Here is a 17,097-nt window from a genome sequence, read left to right on the forward strand (position 1 = left end):
GTACGGGCACCGGCAGGCATGGCCCGCACCCTGCGGTTACGCTCCGAGGATGGACACCAGGCGCCTGTTTCGCACCTCCGCCCTCGCGCTGGCCACTGCCGGTCTGCTGATCTCCGGCTGTACGGGCGGGAGTTCGTCGTCAGGCGCCTCCGCCTCCGCCGCACCGGGCCGGGCCGCCCCGGCCGCCGCTCTCAAGCCGTACTACGAGCAGCAGTTGAAGTGGCGCCCGTGTGGTGTCGAGGGCTTCGACTGCGCCACGATGAAGGCTCCGCTGGACTACGCCGCGCCCGACGGCGACTCCATCAAACTGGCCGTCGCCCGCAAGAAGGCCACCGGCCCCGGCAAGCGCCTCGGCACGCTGCAGGTCAACCCGGGTGGCCCAGGCGGCTCGGCGGTCGACTATCTGCAGGGGTACGCGGGTATCGGCTACCCCGCCCCCGTCCGCGCCCGATACGACATGGTCGCGATCGACCCGCGCGGTGTCGCCCGCAGCGAGCCCGTCGAATGCCTCTCCGGCAAGGAGATGGACACGTACACCCAGGTCGACCAGACCCCCGACGACGCTGCCGAGACGGCCCGGCTCTCGACCTCGCTGAAGGATTTCGCGGCGGGCTGCAAGCAGCGTTCGGGCGAGGTCCTGCCCCATGTCTCCACCGTCGAGGCGGCGCGCGACATGGACATCCTGCGCGCTGTGCTTGGCGACGAGAAGCTGTCGTACGTCGGGGCTTCGTACGGCACCTTCCTCGGCGCGACGTACGCCGAGCTGTTCCCCGACCGCACCGGCCGTCTCGTCCTGGACGGTGCGATGGACCCCTCACTGCCGTCCCGTGAGATGAACCGGGACCAGACCGCGGGCTTCGAGACCGCGTTCCAGTCCTTCGCCGCGGACTGCGTCAAGCAGAAGGACTGCCCGCTCGGCGACACCTCCGCCGCGGACGCCTCGCGCCGGCTCAAGGCCTTCTTCGCCGCGCTCGACGCCAAGCCCGCCGAGACCGGTGAGAGCCGCAAGCTCGGTGAGTCGCTGGCCACGACGGGCGTGATCGCCGCGATGTACGACGAGGCCGCCTGGCCCCAGCTCCGCGAGGCCCTCACGACCGCCATGGCCGGGGACGGAGCCGCGCTGCTCTCGCTGGCCGACAGCTACTACGAGCGCGAGAGCGACGGCACGTACGCGAACCTGATGTACGCCAACGCGGCCGTGAACTGCCTCGATTCGCCGCCCGCCTTCACCACTCCCGGGGCCGTGCAGGCGGCTCTCCCGGAGTTCGAGAAGGCCTCGCCGGTCTTCGGCAGGGGTTTTGCCTGGGCCTCGCTGAACTGCGCGTACTGGCCCACCCCCGCGACCGGCGCGCCGCACCGCATCGAGGCGAAGGGCGCTGCCCCGATCGTGGTCGTCGGCACCACCCGGGACCCGGCCACCCCCTACAAGTGGGCGCAGGGGCTGGCCTCGCAGCTGTCCTCGGGGAGCCTGCTGACGTACGAGGGCGACGGCCACACGGCGTACGGGCGGGGCAGCGACTGCATCGACACGGCGATCAACACCTACCTGCTGGAAGGCACGGTTCCGCCGGACAACAAGCGCTGCAGCTGAAGCGACCGGACGTGGTTCGAGGGAGGTCCGAGGGTGGTTCGGGGCACCCGAAACAACCCTGTAGACTTGGCGCCGCTGCTGATGCGAACGTGTCTTCGTCAGGACGCGTATATCGGCAGCTTGCCGCCTTAGCTCAGTTGGCCAGAGCAACGCACTCGTAATGCGTAGGTCTCGGGTTCGAATCCCGAAGGCGGCTCCAAGGTGAATCCCCAGGTCAGGCCTCTGACCTGGGGATTCTTCGTTTTCTTGACCTTGGGATGCGGGCTCATCGGGCACCTGTGGCCTACGCATCGCAATGCGTAGGTCCAAGGTTGACAGCCGGTGGTGATTTCTTCTTGCAAGTCTGTGACCTGGTCCAGGTCCCGGGCCGCCTCTGTGACCGTCTCCCAGTCTCCAGGTGTCCAAGTCCACGGGGAAGCTTCACTCAGCATCGCTCGGTCAGATTCGCATCCCCGGCTACCGAGAGGGGCCCTGACCCACACGCGCGAACAGCCAGAAGATCACCCGACCAGGAACCCAGTTCGACCCGCACGTTCCAAGATCGGTTGCGATGCGGCTTCTACAGTCAGCCCAGTTCAGCTGTCCCAACGCCCGGCCTGGGGTGACCTGTCACGCCCGGGCGCGCAACCGGGCGACCTGCCGTGAAGACGTGTTGGATCCGGCGGAGGGCGCCCAACTCGGTTAGCGGGTTGCCATCAACGACGATGAGGTCGGCGCGCTTGCCTGGGGCCAGGACACCTGTGTCGGGCAGTCCGAGGGCATGAGCGGCGTTGACGGTGGCCATGTCGAGAATCTCGGGATGTGCGAAACCGAGTGAGGCAAAGAATTCGAGCATGCCGACGTAGTCGCCGAAATGAGCGCCTGGCACGCCCGCGTCGGTGCCGGCGATGAACCGGACACCGGCCTCCCGCATTTCAAGGATGACCTCGACCATCGCTTTTGCACGCTCAGGCCCCATTTGATCGAGGAACAGCCGCCAGTCCCCGGAGACGCAGCGGCAGACGGCCACGTCGTCCTCGACCATGCGGCGGATAACCGCCGGATCATGGACGATGCCCTCCGCAGTCCGCCAGGAACAGTGCTCAATTGTCCGGACACCCGCGGCCACACAATGGGCGATGGTCTCCGATCCGTGCGCGTGCGCGGCCACTCCCAGACCGTGACGCTCGGCTTCCTCGACGATCAGACGCAGCTGACCGGGTGTGAACTGCGCCTCCCACATACGTGGGCCACTCGGGGTGAGTGCGCCGCCCGAGGCCATCACCTTGATCAGATCGGCCCCCGCTGCCGCGTTGCGGGCGATCTGTGCCCGGATGTGGTCGTCCGTGCTCACTTCACCGCCAAGGAAGCCGCAATGGCCCCCGCGTGAGGTCAACGGTGCGGTGGCGGCGACGATGCGTGGCCCGACCTTGGCCCCGGAGTCGATGGACGCCCGCAACGCCACGGTCAGCGCGTCACGGTCACCGAGATCCCGCACGGTCGTCACCCCGGCGGCCAGCATCTGTGCGGCACGGTCCGCCATGGCGGTGGACAGCTCGCCAGGGTCCGCCTCGACCACAGCACCGATCGGGTCCGGACCCGCGTCGAAGGCGAGGTGGACATGGCAGTCGGTCATTCCGGGCATCAGTGTGGCCCCCGGACACCGCAATCGGGGCACTCGCGCATCGACCGATGCGTCCAAGTCGGCGGTTGCACCGACGACGGTGACCTTGCCGGACTCGATGAGCACCGCGCCCTCCAAAGTCACCTGGTCCGAGGGTCCGGCGATGACGCGGTCTGCGGTGATCAGTACCTTGTTCACGATGTCCTTTCACGCAGGGCGTGGGATAGGGCAATGAGTTCGTGGGCCTCGGCGCTCAGGTCGTTGCTGGCGGGCGACGCGACGAGAGCGGCGGGCAGTTCGGTCTGCGGGGACTCGGTCGGCGGCTTCATGGCCAGCGCATCGACGATGTGCTGGGCGAGTTGATCGGCCGGGGCATGGGCGAGGTCGGCATCGGGCGCGATACGAGTCAGGTAGGGGCTCAGGCGCACCAGCCCGTCACGGCATTCGATGAGCCGACGGTAGAACCGCCGCTCTTGGGTGCGGCTCCGGCGGACACTGCGCCATCCGGAAGCGGACGGCGGCCGGTTCAGGACGAGCTCAGGATAGGCAGCGGTCAGTGCCTTCCACAGGGGGTCGAGCTCGCGATACAGGCGGCGGTGGTGCACGACCGACCGCACGCGAGTGACCAGTTGGACGCCGCCCACGTAGCAGATTCCGACGAGGACGATGCCCATGGCCCAGTTGGACAGTGACCAGTTCACCGTGTTGAACCCCTCGTGGGCCCCGGGTTCGCCGATGCGCAGAGCCACCAGGATCACCCGGTTGACCGCCGTGATCGTCAGTGCGAGGAGTCCCAGGGTCATGATGAGCAGGCCGAACCCGAGGTTCCGGGACGCCCGGCGCGCATAGCGGAGGGCCCACAGCCCGGACGCCAGGTAGGCGTAGACGAAGTAGGCGTTGCCGACGAAGTAGAACGAGGCGATGGGAGGTAGTGCCATGTCCGGGGTGCCCAAGGAATGACCGCGCATCCCTGCGGGTGTGGCAAGCATGGCAACGGCCAGGATGGTCAGAGCACCGGCGAGCAGTCCGGTGTCGATCCACAGGTGCCTGCGGTATTCGGCCTCCGGCCCAGGCGTGGCGGAGACGAAGACCAGAACGAGGGTGAAGAGGCCGGAAAGATAGACCGAGTTGAAGACCAACTTACCGACGCCCACGGCCGTGACCTTGTCGATCGCGGTGCTGACCTCAGGGAAGCTGAGGATCTCCCCCGTCATCAGCAGGAGCAGAGACGCGACGAGGAATCGCAGCACCCGGTCGTGCGGGGCGCGTGCGAGGTCGGCGCCCTTCCACAGCACCCCGAAGCCGAGCAGGATGATCAGTGGCATTTGGAACATCAGGCCCATCCCCATGGGGGGTTCAGCGCCGAGCACAGCGGATCCAGGTCCGGGTCCTCGGGCGTACGAGGACTGACATAGTCGATGATCATCGCCCACTCCTGGATGATCGTCGCTACCAGCTCGGCCTCGCGTTCGTAGTCCTCGGTGTAGCAGGTGCGCCGGAAGCCCCGGGTGATCAGGCCCTGGGGGAAATCTGGTCCGAGATCAGGGAATTCCTCCCCCGTGTCACCGTCGTCCTCGTGCTCGGCGAGGATATGGCCCACCTCGTGCAGGATGATGTGGTCTTGGTGAACCCGGGTGGTTTCCTCCTGATAGAAGATGACCTCTTCGTTCGGCCGGGACATCCATAATCCGAAGGGTCCCGGAACTGGTAGCGCCCAAGGGATCAACCGGATCGGCTTGCCCAGACGTTCACCGAGTCTGCGACATAAGTCGTCCACCTTTAACGGAGGTTGAAGATCGAGGTTCCGCAGCAGCCGTTTGCACTGCCGGCGGAGCTTGCGTTCACGTACGACCACAGTCGCCCTTCTTATGCCTCAGTGTCCGGACCCGGAGCGTCGTCCTGGTCGAAGACCGCCATCATCTTGAGGAGTTGCCTGCGTGTGGCCGGTGTCATGGCCCCCGCCCTCATCGCGATCGCCCGCACCTGATGATCGGCAAGCCGTTGTCGCAACAGCTCTTCCTCGGGATCCTCCTGGGCGACCAGCATCTGGACTGTGATCGGCGGTGTTCCTGAGGGGCGGTGATCGTCGAAGAACTTGGCGATGCCCTCCAGCACGCTCAATGTCGGGTTGGTGTGAGACCCGTTGCGCAGCATCGCCAGGTAGCTGCGGGACAGGGTCACCGGATGTGACGGGTCGGTGGTGATGGCCTTGGCCACTTCGGCGGTCGAGTACTCCCTGTGTCGGCCATAGCCATCGGTCCATCGCGCCAGCGCGAACAAAGCGTTCAATCGCTCGGCCAGTGACTGCTGTTCCCCCTTGCCGCCCTCTGCCGTCATGGTCATGCTCCCATTGTCGGTTCGATGCTCGCGCTCACAGGGTGACAGATCGGCCATGTTGCGGCGCCTCTTGGACACCATGCGTATCTGGTTGACCTCCATCGCGGCTCGGTGCCAATATTTTGGACACTTCGCCAACGGTGTCGACGGTGTGGAAAGAGGGCAATGACTGATGCTGTCACGTAGGCCGCTGCGGGTGCGTACCCCTTTTGCTCGCTTATGGGGAGGCGTTTCGCGTCGGCAGGCCAACTCCGCGTTCCCGGGAACGAGAACACCACGGGGGCGCTCGCTAGTGCTGCGGGGCAGGCGTCAACCCCGTCGGCGGGCTGGGCCGGCATCCGACGCACATGTCGCAGAACGCCGGTGGAGCAGTGTCGGCACCCGGCGCGTCCGCGTTCGCCTGCCCGTCGGCAATGCGGCTCTGTCCCGTTCCACGCAACGCGAATGCCTGCGCTGACACCGGACCTGGGACCGCGTCGCCGTGGACCGGGAGGTGGCCTTACACGTGTACGTGCCATCTCCAAGCCCTGCTGTACACCAAGCCCGTCATGCCCTGTTTGAGCCCGGCCCGTTGGTCGAGCTGCCCGGATACGGGGTTCCTGTGCGTCCTGTCCGGCGCGGAACCGCCGGGGAAGCGGGTCGGAAACAAGCCCATGCGCATCAGACTCATTCGCTGCATTCCATTCCTTTCCTGGAGCGTGCGGGAAGCGTCGAGGCGGTGCAATCGCGCGCCTGACGGAACTGTCATGGGCGGTTCAAGGTGAGCTGGGACTCGCGCGTCACGTACATCATCAGCGACGCCTGCCACGTTCTGTGCTCAGCGAACCCGGAAAAGAACGAGCAGAAAGTGAGAACTCACACAGATGACCCCTTCGTCAATGTCTGGGGACATGGAAGGCCTGGAAATAAAACTCCAGGAGTGTCCGGTCGAAACCGTTTCCATAGCACTACTGAGACTCGGTGGTTCGCCACGGCTGGACGGTGAGGACGACGCCCACGTCCGCCTGCTCGCGGCATCGACGGCGGAGTTACCGCCGATCCTCGTGCACGCGGACACGATGAAGGTCATGGACGGCGCACATCGGGTGCGCGCCGCCATTCTGCGCGGGCAGCGGGACATCCGCGCCCGCTGCTACCGGGGGGACGCCGACGAGGGATTCGTCCTGGCCGTCTCGCTGAACGCCCGCCATGGTCTGCCGCTCACTGCGGCCGACCGTACGGCCGCCGCCGTACGCATCATGACGTGCCGTCCGCAGTGGTCCAACCGCCGGGTCGCGCGGCTGGCCGGGCTCTCGCCCAGCACGGTCGCGAGCCTGCGCAGCCGTTCGACCGACCTCAATGACCAGTCGAACACCCGTGTGGGCAGCGACGGTCGCGTACGGCCGGTCAGTGGCGCCGCCGGCCGGCTCCAGGCCCGCGAACTCCTGCTCAGCAGGCCCGAACTGTCCCTGCGGCAGGTGGCCAGGGCGGTCGGCATCGCACCGTCGACCGTGCGCGACGTACGTGACCGCCTGGCCTCCGGACAGGACCCGCTGCCGCCGCGACAGCGCGGAAACCCGCAGTACGCGAAGGGTGCGACGAGTACCCCGGCCGCCCCGGCCAAGACGCCCGCCCCCGTCCCGGCCGCGGCACCGGTCCCGGAAGCCGTGGCCGGGTCCGCGCCCCTGCCCACCGGCGGTGCGGTGCCGCGTCCCCGGGTGCCGGACCGGGATGTTCTGCTGCGGAGGCTGCGCAGCGACCCTTCCCTCCGGTTCAACGAGACCGGGCGCAGCCTCCTGCGCTGGCTGGGCCAGCATCCGCACGAGTCGGCCGACCTGGGCCAGGTCGTGCGGAGCGTCCCGCCGCACTGGGCCACCGCCGTCGCCGAGCTGATCCGCGTCAACGTCGAGGCGTGGGCCGAGTGCGCGGAGGCGCTCGAACAGCGGGCCGGTGAGTCTTTCGGCGGGGGCGGGGAAAGCCGCTGTGCGAGTTGAATCCGCCGCCCGTTGACCGTTTTTCGAGGGCTGCCTAGATTTCTGGATGTCAGCGACGGAGAACGGAAAGACGGAAACAGCCGGAGAAAGGGTGGGACTGATGACGGCGGTCGGAGAAACCGGGGTCGAATTCATACCCGTGACGACCGTAGCGGACGAGGAAATCCTCGACGAGGTTCTTTCCCGGCCCTTCTCCTACGTTTCCACCGAAGGCGCTGTCTGGCGGTCGGCGGCAGAGCGACTGCGTTATGTGAGGGACGAGCGGAAATCGCATCTGCTCGTCATTTCCGCCGGGCAGCCGGTGGGAGCGGTCAGCTGGTCACCGGGGCAGACGCCCGGTTTCTTCCGGATCGGTCTGGTCTCCTGCCGCGACGAGACCTGGACCCCGGTCCTGGTCGACCGGGCCGTACGCAGAGCGATGGCGCTGCTGACCCGGGCTGCCGAGGTCCAGCGTGTCGAACTGTTGACGCCCACCTACAACGACGTGTTCCTGGAGTACCTCACCGACTGCGCCGGCTTCGAGGTGGAGGGCGTCCTGCGGGACCGGTTCTTCCTCGACGGACGGTACTGGCCGGGCGTCGTCTGCTGCGCAGACCTGCGGGAGTTCGCCCCGCAGGGCGCGGTGGAGCCCGCCGGCCGGCAGGAACTCCTGGACCGCCTGCGCAAGAAGGCACTCGAGGATCTGGCCCACGCCCACCACGACATGTGGAGCGCCTGAACCCGGTTGCCGATCCCGGGTCGCCGATCCTCGTACCGCCCCCCTGACCCACCGCTGTCACCAGCGGTGTCCCACCCACCCACCGAGCACCGAGAGGAGGACATGACATGGACCTCACCAACGTGATGGAGCTGCAGGGCACCGAGATCGTCGCCGACGGCGTCGAGCTCGCCGCGAGCACGGCCAGCGACGGCTGCTGATCCGGCGCGGTCCGGCCGGCGGGACGTCACCCGCCGGCCGGACCCCTCCCCCTTTTCCGTACCCCACTCACCACGACACCTGACACGACACCTGAGAGGAGTCGCCGTGCCCTCGTGGAGCATGATTCCGACCAGCCCGCGGAGTGTCGGCGTGGCATTGCCCGAACGCGTTGTCACCAACGCCGAGTTGTGCGAGACGCTGGACAGCACCCCGGAGTGGATCGAGGAGAAGACCGGTATCCGGGAACGCCGGTACCTCGCCGCGGACCAGAACATCACGGACCTGGCGGTGGAGGCGGCGGCGAAGGCACTCACCGCGGCCGGGCTCGCGGCCCGTGACGTGGACGTCCTCGTCGTGGCCTGCACCAGCCCCGACTGGATGATGCCCTCGCTCGGTGTCATGGTCGCCGACCGGCTGGGCATCGAGACGCCGCGCATCATCGACATCACCCAGCACGCCTGCGCCTCCTCCGTCTACGCCACCTACACGGCGTCGTGCATCCTGCAGGAACCGGGCCTCGAGAACGCACTGGTCGTGTGCGCCGAGTGCGTCTCGCGCAACACCGGGCCGCAGGACCGCACCACGCGCATCTTCTTCGGGGACGCCGCCGCGGCCATGGTGGTCACCAGGAGCGAGGCGCCGGCCGGTCTCCTCTCGTACGACCTGGGCAACGCGTACTCGGACGCCGTCACCCTGATCTCGCCCTCCCAGCTGCGCCATGAACTCGACACGCTGGGGCGCGAAGTGCACAGCCCCTACCTCCAGATGGACGGCAGGACGGTCTGGCAGGAGGCCGGCACCCGGGTGCCGAAGTCACTGGAGGAGACGCTCGCCAGCGCCGGCGTCGGAGTCGAGGACGTCAACGGGTTCGCGCTGCACCAGGCCAACGTACGGCTCGTGCACTACATCGCCCGCGCCGTGGGCGCCGACCTGGACCGCGTGGCCATCACCGCCGACACCCTCGGCAACACCGGCGCTGCCTCACCGCTGACCTCGCTGGCGGCCCTGGCCCGGGACGGCCGGGCCCGCGCCGGTGACCTGATCGTGCTCGGGGCCATCGGGGCCGGGTTCCTGTGGGGCTCCCTGTGCTTCCGCCTGCCCGCCGACCTCAATGTCGAGTAACAGCCCGCCTTCGGCGTGGAGTTGTGGAGTCACCGCATGGACGTTCTACGCAAGACCTTTCTGGAGCTTTTCGAACAGCGCCTGGACGGCGCGGTCCCCGACGACGACAGTGTCGTCTTCGGCAGCGAGAGCACGTACGGCCTGGAGTCCATGGACACCCTGCGGTTCGTGTCCGCGCTGCTGCCGCTCTACGGGGACAAGGTGTACGACCTTCAGGTCGAGGGCATCAGCAGCCTCCGCAGTGTCCACGACCAGCTCGAAACCGATTAGGACCGGCGCGTGAGAGGCCTGCTTTGCGGGCTCGCGCCGCTGACCGAGGCCCACTTGGGGGTCGTGGCGAAGTGGCTGAGCCCCTCGGAGTGCGAGGCCCTGGTGCGCGGTACGTCGAGCACGGTGTCGCGCGAGTCCCAGTACGCGGCCCTGGAATCCGGGTCCTTCGCCGGCTCCGGTGACCGCCGGGCCGCGGTCGTCACCGACGTACGCGGTACACCGGTGGGGATCGTGCACTGGTGGCGGCTGGCCGAAGGGGTGTACGAGGTCGGCGGTGCCACCGGCGACGAGCGGCTGTGGAACACGGGGATCGGCATCGAGGCCGCCCTGCTCCTGGTCGACTACCTCTTCGAGGTCAGGAACTGCCGTCGCGTCGAGTTCACCACCGGGCTGCACAACAACGCCGTCATCAACATCGGCCTGGACGACGGCATGACGATCGAGGCGGTCTGCCGGAACTACTTCTCGGCCGTGGGCACCACCGTGCCGGCGGTCAAGTCCGGGACGACCCGCGAGGAGTACCGGCGGCCGTACCCGCACTACCAGCCCCGCGTGGGCCGACGCCTCGACGCCGCCCGGCACGAGGCCCGTACGAGAGCCCTGTCCCGGCGCGTCGACGTCCGGGCGATCGCCGACCGCCTGATACGCGACGGCGGTCGGGACACCGGCAGCAGCCAGGGCAGTCAGAGCAGCCAGAGGAGCCAGCAGCCATGAGCGACACGAAGCCCGGCGTTCACCGGGGCGTCCTGGTGGTCGGCGGAACGAGCGGCCTGGGGCAGGCGGTGGCCCGGCAGTTCGCGCCGATCGCGGAGACCGTCCATCTGACCTACCACGGCCGTGGCGACGACGCCGAGAAGGTGGCCGCCCTGGTGGCCGAGGACGGCGGCACCGCCGTCGTGCACCAACTCAGCCTGCCCGACCCGGATGTGCGGGGCGCGGCGGTCCGCCGGCTGTTCACCGAGATCACCCCCTGTGACGTCGTCGTCAACTGCGCGGTCGCCAACCAGGCCGCGCTCGCGACCGTGTCCAACGCCGAGCACTTCAAGACGGTGATCGACGCCAATGTGCTGGGCACCTACCAGGTCAACGCCGTGGCCGCGCAGGCCATGGCCGCGACCGGCGGCGGCAGCGTCGTCAACGTGTCGTCGATCCTCACCCGCCACTACATCGTCGGCGCCATGCCCTACATCACCAGCAAAGCGGCGATAGAGGCCCAGACCCGTGGGTTCGCCCGGGAGTGGGGCCGGCTCGGGCTGCGCTTCAACGCCGTCTCGCCGGGGCCCATCCGTGACACCCGGCTGCTCTCCACCGTCCCCAGGGAAGCCATCGAGGAGATCATGGGCGGCCCCGACTACGAGGAGCGACTGCTCGATCCGCGCCAAGTCGCGGCGGTCATATGCCGGTTGGCGGGCCCCGACTTCGCTGCCGTGAACGGTGAGATCGTCACCGTCGACGACGGGTTCTCCCTGTGACCGCCGCCGGCACCTACATCTTCCCGTCCCAGGTCTTCCTCGACAGCGACCTGCGCAAGCGGGCCTTGGAGTCCGAGGCGATGCAGATCATGCTCGACCTGGGCAGCGACATCCTGTCGATGGACTTCCGCGCCATCCTGCGCGACGGCACCGAGGAAGAGGCCAACGATCCCCGGTTCCGGCGCCCCCTGATCAACCTGATGGGCGTCGCCGGCTACCGGGAGGAGCTGCGCCGGCGCGATATGCGGCCAGTCTGCGTCACCGGGATCAGCCTGGGCTTTCTCAGCGCGGCCACCGCGGTGGGCTGGGTCTCGCTGGAGGACATGGTGCGGATGGCCAACACCATGGCCTCCATCGAGATGGACGTCTTCGGCGGCACCGACTACTCCAGTGTCTTCTTCTACAACTGCGACCACGTCCGCGTCTTCGACGAACTCCGTGCCCAGGGACTGGACCCGCTCCTGCACCTGTCGGCGGTGGTCTCCGGCAACCAGTTCATCGCCGCTTGCCGGCGCTCGGACATCGACGCGATCAAACCGGCCGCCATGAAGGCCGGCGCCCTGTTCAAGGTGATCCCCCACAGCTTCCCGGGCCACTGCGACCTGATGGCGGAGGTGCGGACGATCTTCGCCCGGGAGTGGCGCTTCCACGACCCCCAGTCCAACCCCGCCGTGCCGCTCGTCAGCATCAACGACTGCCGGCCGCACGCCAGTGCCACCTCGATCTGGAAGCTGGCGGTGGAGCAGTACACCACGGTCCTCGACTGGCGGGGTGTGCTCGGCTACCTGGAGGGCCTCGGCCTCGACACCCATGTCGTGCTGGAGCCCTCGGAGTTCGTGGTGAAGTCCATGCAGCTGGACCCCGGCTGCGGCCTGCGGCCCGAGACCGGCGGGCTGGTACCGGGTGTCTGACCGGGCGCTCGTCCTGCCGGGCCTGGTCCCGCTGACCGCCGCGAACATGGCCGCCGTACTGGCCGTACGCGACGGGCATCTCGCCCTGGCCGCCCGGATCTGCGGCTTCGAGCCCGACCGACTGGACCCGGGGCGGGACAGCGCCGCGCTGTCGACCACCGTGCACGAGGCACTGCTCGCGGTGGCGGTCGTCCGGCGTCTGGAAGGGGAACCGGCAGGCTCCTCGTACCGCGCGTACGGCGGGTTGAGCGCGGGGTGTGTCACGGCGCTGCTGGCGGCCGGGGTGCTCACCGAGGAGGGCTGTTTCCGGATCGTCGGGGAGATCAACTCCCGTCAGATCCAGGCCCATCGGGCCGGCCGCAGCGGTACGACGCTGGCCGTGCTGACCGCCTCGGCCGAAGACGCGTACCGGCTGGTCGAGGAGTTGCGGCCGGTCGCCGAGCAGCCGTGGCTGTCGGTGGACCTCGGTGACGGTCTGGTGGCGATCAGCATCCGCGGCGGCGACCCGGACGTGGTCGGGGCGGAACTGAACAGGCTCGGCGCGATCGTGCTGGACCGGGCCGAGCGGGCCGAGCACAGCCCCTACACCGTCCCCGGCCGCGAGGATTTCGCCCGCGTTCTCGACGGCATCGAGTTCCGTACGGCGTCGGCGGCCGTGGTCAGCCCGCTCACCGGCAAGCCCGTCGACAACACGCCGGCGGCCCACCGCCGGTTGCTCATCGACCAGTCGTTCGACACGGCGAGCCTCCCGAGGCTGACCGCGGGCCTGTGCGGGGTGGACGGGGTCGGCGCCGTGGACCTGATCGCCCCCGCGAAGTCCGTGTACGTACCCCGCACGCGCAGTCTGCTGCGAGACCGGGCGGAACACCGCCTTCTCGCACTGCCGGGCTGAGGACAAGGAGGACGCAGAGATGAAAACGACAGTGGCAACGACCGGTACCGGTACGGCAGTTACGGATGCGGCCGCGACCGGAACGGCTGTGGTGAATTCGTGGAACGAGTGGGACGCCCTGCGCGAGGTGGTCGTCGGTTCCGCGGTCGGCGCGCACTTCGAGCCGACCGAGCCGGGCAACCGGCCCCAGATCCGGGGCGGGGCGGGCAACCCCTTCCCCACCGGCGCCAAGTCCGCCGAGGCCGTCTCCCGGGCCGAGGCCGAACTCGGCTCCTTGGTAGACCTGTTGACCTCCGAGGGGGTGACCGTGCGCCGCCCGGCCCCGCACGACTTCGGCCGCTCCCTGCGCACGCCCCACTTCGACGTCGAGAACCAGTACTGCGCGGTCTGCCCCCGCGACGTGATGATCACCGTCGGCAACGAGATCATCGAGGCGACGATGTCCCGCCGCGCCCGTTACTTCGAGTACGAGCCCTACCGCGGCCTCGTCCGTGAGTACTGGGAGGCCGACCCGGGCGTCTCGTGGACCGTCGCCCCCAAGCCGAGCATGGCCGACGCCATGTACCGGCAGGAGTTCTGGGAGTGGCCGACCGAGCAACGGCACGCGCGGATGCACGCGTCGGAGTTCTGCGTCACCCAGGACGAGATCGTCTTCGACGCCGCCGACATGAGCAGGTTCGGCAAGGACATCCTCGTACAGGAGTCCATGACGACCAACCGGGCAGGCATCCACTGGCTGAAGCGGCATCTGGAGCCACAGGGGTTCCGGGTCCACCCGGTGCACTTCCCGCTGGACTACTTCCCGTCCCACATCGACTGCACCTTCGTCCCGCTGCGGCCCGGGCTGATCCTCACCAACCCCGACCGGCCGCTGCGCGAGGACGAGACGGCGATGTTCCGGGAGAACGACTGGAAGCTCATCGAGGCTCCGCAGCCCGTGCTGACGAACGAGCAGATGCCCGCGTACTGCCAGTCCTCGAAGTGGCTGTCCATGAACGTGCTGAGCCTCTCCCCGACGAAGGTCGTCTGCGAGGAGCGGGAGAAGCCCCTCCAGGAATTGCTGTCGAGCCTCGGCTTCGAGGTGCTGACCGTGCCCTTCCGCAATGTCTTCGAGTACGGCGGCTCCCTGCACTGCGCCACCTGGGACATCCGCCGGGACGGCACCCGGGAGGACTACTTCCCGTCCCTCGGTTCGCACCCATGCTGAACCAGCCTTCCGCAGTCTTCCGGGGCACCGTCCACGCCCTGGTCGCACGGCACGGCCGAGGCGCCCGCGCGGACTCCACCGCGCTGGTCCACCGCTCCCGTCGGGTCAGCTACCGCGACCTCGACGCGATGGCCGTGCGCGTGGCCGCAGGACTCCGCCGATCCGGAGTCCGAGAGGGCGACTTCGTGGGAGTGCGGCTGCCGCGCTCTCCCGAGGCCGTCGCGGCGATGCTGGGGGTCATGAGCACGGGCGCCGCGTACGTGCCGATCGACCCGGCCGATCCACCGGAGCGGACCGGGCACGTGATCGCCACGGCGGGCATCGAGGTGATCGTCACGACGGAGACCCCGTCGCCGGCCTCACCCCCGATGCCTTCGGTATCCGCGCTCATGCTCCCGGAGGGATGCCATCCGGTGACCAGTACCAGGTACGGCCCCGACACGCCCTACCTCACCGCCCCCGACCTCACCCTGGCCGACCTGATCCCGGCCGAGTCCGGCTTCGCGATCCCCGACCTTCTCGCGCCCGACCTCTACGAGCCCGACTTCTACGATCCCGACGGGGACCTGGCGGCCGAGGACGACCTTGCTGCCTACGCGGTCTTCACCTCCGGGTCGACAGGGGCGCCCAAGGGTGCCGTCATGACGCACGCGGCGCTGGTCAACCTGCTGCGCTGGCACGAGCGGGTCCGACCGGGCGGCGGGCGGCTGCGTACCGCCCAACTGTGCGCGCTCAGCTTCGACTTCGCCTTCCACGAGATCTTCTCGACGCTCTGCGGCGGCGGTACCCTCGTCATCGCCGACGACGAGACGCGGCACAGCCCCTTCGCCCTGGCCGGATTTCTCCGGGACGAGCGGATCGAGCGGGTCTTCGCCCCGGTGACCCTGCTGGAGCACCTCGCCCGCGCGGTGACCGAAGTCCCCGACGACTCCTCCGGGCTGCGACTGCGCGAGGTCGTCACCACGGGTGAGCAGCTACGGATCACCCGCCCGCTGCGCGACCTCTTCCGCCGGCTGCCGGGGGCCCGGCTCCACAACCACTACGGGGCCACCGAGTTCCAGGACGCCACGACCTGGACGCTGGCGGGCGACCCGGAGGAGTGGCCCGCGGTCGCTCCGATCGGGCGGCCCATCGACGGCGTCCAGGTCCACGTGGTCGACGAGCACCTCGCCGAGGTGGCGCGGGGCGCCGTCGGAGAGCTGTGCGTCGCGGGCGCGGGCCTGGCGCGGGGATACCTTCGCCAACCGGAGCTGACCGCAGGCAAGTTCGTACCGAATCCGTTCGGTCCTGGCCGGCTCTACCGCACCGGTGATCTGGCCCGGCGCCGCCCCGACGGCGTCCTTGAGCACCTGGGCCGGACGGACACCCAGCTCAAGGCGCACGGCGTACGGGTCGAGGCCGGCGAGATCGAGGCCCTGCTCCTCGGGCATCCCCTGGTCAGGGAAGCGGTCGTGCTCGCTGCCGAGATCGACGGGCAGCGGAGCCTGGTCGCTCATGTCGTCCCTGGCACCGGCCTCGACCCCGGTACGGCAGCCGGGCAGCTGGACGCCTTCCTCGCCCGCGGGCTGCCGCGCCCCATGCTGCCGGCGGCCTACGCCTTCCGGTCCGCGTTCCCGCTGACGTCCAGCGGCAAGACGGACCGGCGTCGACTGGGCGTCGAGCAGGCGGAGTTGCGGATGCAGTTCAGTGGCCCGGACCCGGACCCGGACCCGGATCCAGAACCGGATTCGGAATCGGAATCGGATGTCGACCCGGATCGGCACGGCCTCGTCGCCGCTCAGGTGCGCCGGAGTGTGCTGCGCGTGCTGGGGCAGACGCCGGCTCCGGACACCGACCTCTTCTCGCTCGGCCTCGACTCAGTCTCCGCGATCCTGCTGAGACGGGCGCTCCAGGACGCGCTGCGCTGTGAACTCGACCAGGAGGACATATTCAAGTACCCGACGGAGAACGCGTTGACACGCCGGGTCGTGAACATACTGGAGAGAGAGGGCGAGAGGCTGTGAAGGATTCGCGGGCCAAGCTGATCTGCCTGCACCACGCCGGCGGCGGACCCTCGGTATTCGATCGCTGGGTTCGCACCGCTCCGGACGGCCTGGACGTCATCGCCCTGGAGCTGCCGAAACACCCGGATATTGCCGGTCGTCGCCTTTATCGGAGTGCCGATGACCTGATCCCTGTACTGGCGGAACATGTCGCGGAACGGGTGACGGAATGCGGGGTCGATAAACAGGGCGACGGTAATTATGTGCTCTTCGGGCAGAGCATGGGAGGTCTCCTTGCCTATCTCGTGACGCGGTATTTTCACGAGCGCGGCGGCCCGCTGCCGAAAGCCCTCGCTGTGGCGTCGTACGCGGCTCCCCGTATTCCCTGGACCGACCCCACGGGGCCCGACGCCCCGGACGATGTGCTGGTGCGGCGACTTCACGCCATTGGTGGCGTCCCGACGTGGCTGGTGGAGCACCCCCGGTGGCTGTCGCCCTTCCTGGGCCTGGTAAGGGACGACGCGAGACTCTGCGGGTCCTATCGGTATGTGCCGCAGTCGAGCAGGCTGCCCCTGTCCGTCCATGTGTTCGGCGGGAATCGGGATCCCCTCGTTCCGGAAGAGTCCTTGTATGGCTGGTCCGAAATCGCGGACGAGGTCACGGTGAAGGTTCTCGACGGCGGTCATTTCCTGGTGTCGGGAGATTTCGGACAGCTTCGCCGGTCGGTTTTCGGCCTCGCCATCGGTGGGCGTGTTCGTGTCGGTTAGGATGCGATGCGAGAGCCTACGGAAGCGTAAAGAGCGCGTAAATCAGCGAGG

16 protein-coding genes and 1 tRNA gene are annotated in these 17,097 nt (G+C 68.5%); 13 read left to right on the forward strand and 4 right to left on the reverse strand.

Annotation, left to right across the window (positions count from 1 at the left end):
• The first annotated feature begins 49 nt into the window (after positions 1–49).
• Positions 50–1,591, forward strand: coding sequence for an alpha/beta hydrolase (locus OG741_RS22185; RefSeq protein WP_405600489.1), 1,542 nt, complete (start codon positions 50–52; stop codon positions 1,589–1,591).
• A 122-nt stretch (positions 1,592–1,713) separates the two neighbouring features.
• A tRNA-Thr gene (locus tag OG741_RS22190) sits at positions 1,714–1,790 on the forward strand.
• Between the two features lie 366 nt (positions 1,791–2,156).
• Here the strand turns inward: OG741_RS22190 and OG741_RS22195 are convergent.
• The 4 genes from OG741_RS22195 to OG741_RS22210 all read right to left on the reverse strand — a co-directional run bounded on the left by OG741_RS22195 (position 2,157) and on the right by OG741_RS22210 (position 5,633).
• Entirely contained in the window at positions 2,157–3,215 is a 1,059-nt protein-coding gene (locus OG741_RS22195) for an amidohydrolase family protein (protein WP_405605707.1), read from the reverse strand.
• 173 nt (positions 3,216–3,388) lie between these two features.
• A complete protein-coding gene (locus OG741_RS22200) occupies positions 3,389–4,528 on the reverse strand; it encodes an MAB_1171c family putative transporter (RefSeq protein WP_405600491.1) in 1,140 nt (379 codons plus the stop codon).
• The gene (locus OG741_RS22205; protein WP_405600493.1) at positions 4,528–4,875 is read right to left on the reverse strand and encodes a hypothetical protein; all 348 of its coding nucleotides are present in this window, start codon (positions 4,873–4,875) and stop codon (positions 4,528–4,530) included. Before OG741_RS22205 ends, OG741_RS22200 begins: the two co-directional genes overlap by 1 nt.
• A gap of 185 nt (positions 4,876–5,060) precedes the next feature.
• Positions 5,061–5,633: a hypothetical protein gene (locus OG741_RS22210; RefSeq protein ID WP_405600496.1), complete on the reverse strand. Its 573-nt coding sequence runs from the start codon at positions 5,631–5,633 to the stop codon at positions 5,061–5,063.
• 788 nt (positions 5,634–6,421) lie between these two features.
• Between OG741_RS22210 and OG741_RS22215 the strand changes: the two genes are divergently transcribed.
• From OG741_RS22215 to OG741_RS22265, 11 genes are all read left to right on the forward strand, one after another.
• A complete protein-coding gene (locus OG741_RS22215) occupies positions 6,422–7,504 on the forward strand; it encodes a ParB/RepB/Spo0J family partition protein (protein WP_405600498.1) in 1,083 nt (360 codons plus the stop codon).
• A 139-nt stretch (positions 7,505–7,643) separates the two neighbouring features.
• On the forward strand, positions 7,644–8,222 hold the full coding sequence (locus OG741_RS22220; protein ID WP_405600501.1) for a hypothetical protein: 579 nt from the start codon (positions 7,644–7,646) through the stop codon (positions 8,220–8,222).
• Between the two features lie 351 nt (positions 8,223–8,573).
• Positions 8,574–9,545, forward strand: a complete 972-nt coding sequence (locus OG741_RS22225) for a 3-oxoacyl-ACP synthase III family protein (RefSeq protein ID WP_405600504.1) — start codon at positions 8,574–8,576, stop codon at positions 9,543–9,545.
• 36 nt (positions 9,546–9,581) lie between these two features.
• Positions 9,582–9,815: a hypothetical protein gene (locus OG741_RS22230; protein ID WP_405600506.1), complete on the forward strand. Its 234-nt coding sequence runs from the start codon at positions 9,582–9,584 to the stop codon at positions 9,813–9,815.
• Positions 9,816–9,824: 9 nt separating this feature from the next.
• On the forward strand, positions 9,825–10,529 hold the full coding sequence (locus OG741_RS22235) for a GNAT family N-acetyltransferase (protein WP_389371411.1): 705 nt from the start codon (positions 9,825–9,827) through the stop codon (positions 10,527–10,529).
• Positions 10,526–11,287 (forward strand): SDR family NAD(P)-dependent oxidoreductase, encoded by a 762-nt coding sequence (locus OG741_RS22240; RefSeq protein WP_405600509.1) that lies wholly within the window; start codon positions 10,526–10,528, stop codon positions 11,285–11,287. Before OG741_RS22235 ends, OG741_RS22240 begins: the two co-directional genes overlap by 4 nt.
• On the forward strand, positions 11,284–12,198 hold the full coding sequence (locus OG741_RS22245) for a hypothetical protein (RefSeq protein ID WP_405600511.1): 915 nt from the start codon (positions 11,284–11,286) through the stop codon (positions 12,196–12,198). Before OG741_RS22240 ends, OG741_RS22245 begins: the two co-directional genes overlap by 4 nt.
• On the forward strand, positions 12,191–13,090 hold the full coding sequence (locus OG741_RS22250; RefSeq protein WP_405600514.1) for a hypothetical protein: 900 nt from the start codon (positions 12,191–12,193) through the stop codon (positions 13,088–13,090). Before OG741_RS22245 ends, OG741_RS22250 begins: the two co-directional genes overlap by 8 nt.
• 19 nt (positions 13,091–13,109) lie before the next feature.
• Positions 13,110–14,297: an arginine deiminase family protein gene (locus OG741_RS22255; RefSeq protein WP_405600516.1), complete on the forward strand. Its 1,188-nt coding sequence runs from the start codon at positions 13,110–13,112 to the stop codon at positions 14,295–14,297.
• Positions 14,291–16,300, forward strand: a complete 2,010-nt coding sequence (locus OG741_RS22260; protein WP_405600518.1) for an amino acid adenylation domain-containing protein — start codon at positions 14,291–14,293, stop codon at positions 16,298–16,300. The genes OG741_RS22255 and OG741_RS22260 overlap by 7 nt, the downstream gene beginning before the upstream one ends.
• Positions 16,297–17,046 (forward strand): thioesterase II family protein, encoded by a 750-nt coding sequence (locus tag OG741_RS22265; protein ID WP_405600520.1) that lies wholly within the window; start codon positions 16,297–16,299, stop codon positions 17,044–17,046. Before OG741_RS22260 ends, OG741_RS22265 begins: the two co-directional genes overlap by 4 nt.
• The last annotated feature ends 51 nt before the right edge of the window (positions 17,047–17,097 follow it).

This window comes from Streptomyces sp. NBC_01410 (assembly GCF_045040195.1).
Classification (GTDB): domain Bacteria; phylum Actinomycetota; class Actinomycetes; order Streptomycetales; family Streptomycetaceae; genus Streptomyces.